Source organism: Arthrobacter sp. 9V (assembly GCF_902506065.1).
Lineage (GTDB): Bacteria > Actinomycetota > Actinomycetes > Actinomycetales > Micrococcaceae > Arthrobacter.
On record NZ_LR733018.1, the window covers coordinates 1 to 1487 of the forward strand.

The 1487-nt window shown below is 70.0% G+C and carries 2 protein-coding genes and 1 pseudogene; all 3 read left to right on the forward strand.

Annotated elements, in window-relative coordinates; genetic code table 11:
* Positions 1 to 382, forward strand: a pseudogene (locus BACI9J_RS23390) (dehydrogenase); the annotation flags it as partial.
* 5 nt (positions 383 to 387) lie between these two features.
* Positions 388 to 831 carry an SRPBCC family protein gene (locus BACI9J_RS23395; protein ID WP_159556151.1) on the forward strand — a complete coding sequence of 148 codons (444 nt, stop codon included), beginning with the start codon at positions 388 to 390 and terminating at the stop codon, positions 829 to 831.
* Positions 832 to 973: 142 nt separating this feature from the next.
* Positions 974 to 1487 (forward strand): malate:quinone oxidoreductase (locus tag BACI9J_RS23400; protein WP_236558899.1); only part of this gene is annotated, 514 nt, incomplete at its 3' end.

Below are 1487 nucleotides of genomic sequence, written 5' to 3' on the forward strand. Positions count from 1 at the left end.
CTTCTGGGCCTACGCGCACGTCCCCGCGGGCTCGGACGTCGACCCGACCGAGGCCGTCACCCGTCAGATCGAGCGCTTCGCGCCGGGGTTCCGCGACACGATCCTGTCGTCGAGCTCCCGCACCGCCGTGCAGATGGGCGAGTACAACCCGAACTACGTCGGTGGCGACATCGCCGCCGGTGCCGCGAGCTTCTGGCAGCTCGTCAAGCGCCCCGTCCTGTCGAGCGACCCGTGGCGGATGGGCGGCGGCATGTACCTGTGCTCCGAGTCCGCGGCACCCGGCCCCGGCGTGCACGGCATGGCCGGCTGGCACGCGGCGAAGAGCGCGCTCCGGCACACCTTCGGACTGCCGGAGGACGTCGACCTCACCCCGGAAGGCTGAACACCATGGCGAAGAGCGTCCGCATCCTGCACTGCCGTCCCGAAGCCGTCTTCGACGTGCTCGGCGACGGGTGGCTCTACACGACCTGGGTGGTCGGGGCGTCGCGCATGCGCAAGGAGGAATCCGGGTGGCCGCAGGTCGGCACGCGGCTGCACCACTCGTTCGGCGCCTGGCCGATCGTCATCGACGACGTCACGACGTCGCTGGTCTGGGAGCCGCCACACCGCATGGTCATCCAGCCCAAGGGCTGGCCCATCGGCGAGGCCCGCGTCGAGCTGACGGTCGAACCGCACCGGCACGGCAGCAAGGTCACGATCACCGAGAACGCGGTGGCCGGGCCGGGGTCGCACGTGCCGGACTTCCTCATGCAGCCGCTCATCTGGATCCGCAACCGCGAGACGCTCCGCCGCCTCGAGTGGGTGGCCGTCGGGCGCGCGGCGACCGCCTGAGACGTCCCCGCGAACGGACGGGAGGCCCGTGGTGGCGCGACCACGGGCCTCCCGTCCGTCTGTCGGGGGACGCCGGTAGGATCGACGGGTGGCAGAGAAGCAGGTGGACCCCATCGACGTCGTCCTGATCGGCGGAGGCATCATGAGTGCCACGCTCGGGGCCATCATCCACAAGCTCGAACCGAGCTGGAAGATCCGCGTGTACGAGAGGCTCGGCACGGTCGCGCAGGAGTCCTCGAACCCGTGGAACAACGCGGGGACCGGGCACTCGGCGCTGTGCGAGCTGAACTACACGCCCGAACTGCCGGACGGCCGCGTCGACATCGCGAAGGCGGTCACGGTCAACGAACAGTTCCAGGTCTCGCGACAGTTCTGGGCGCACCTGGTCGAGACCGGCGTGCTGCCGGAACCGACGAACTTCATCAACCCGACGCCGCACATCTCCTTCGTCTGGGGCGAGGCCAACGTCGCCTACATGCGTGCGCGGTACGAAGCGATGCGCGACCACCCGCTCTTCGCCGGCATCGAGTTCTCCGACGACCCCGCACAGATCCGGCAGTGGGCACCGGCGCTCATCCCCGGTCGCAAGAAGGACCAGCCGATCGCTGCGACGTACTCGGCGGCCGGCTCGGACGTCGACTTCGGGTCGCTCACCC